This is a genomic window from Telluria sp. AZSoR62 (assembly GCF_058111565.1).
The window spans coordinates 1-271 of the sequence record NZ_JBYTST010000312.1 but is presented as its reverse complement, the minus strand read 5'-3'; the positions used below and the strand labels follow the sequence as shown (position 1 = coordinate 271).

The following is a 271-nucleotide window of genomic DNA, read 5'->3' as shown; positions in this document are numbered from 1 at the left end:
CCCGCAAGCCATTGTTATCCAGCCCGGATCCGCTGGCGGGTTCGTTGATCTTGACCCGGCAGTGTTCGGCCCGCACATCAAAGCTGGCGGCGGGATCAGCATCGCGGGCGGCGGCTACATCGGCTTCAACTCCCGACTCAAAGACCCCGAAGCGGGCAAGATACTCGCAGATTGGAATAGCTGATGTCACTGACAACATGGAACGGCGCGACCGCCCCCACGAATAGCGACAATTACGACGTGCCCGGATGGATCAAAACGGCCATCGAGA

The 271-nt window shown here is 60.1% G+C and carries 1 protein-coding gene; it reads left to right on the top strand.

Annotated features, from left to right (window positions below; all coding sequences use genetic code 11):
• A partial coding sequence (locus AC3XQU_RS23935; RefSeq protein WP_489876621.1) for a hypothetical protein occupies window positions 1–184 on the top strand: 184 nt, incomplete at its 5' end.
• Between the last annotated feature and the right edge of the window lie 87 nt (window positions 185–271).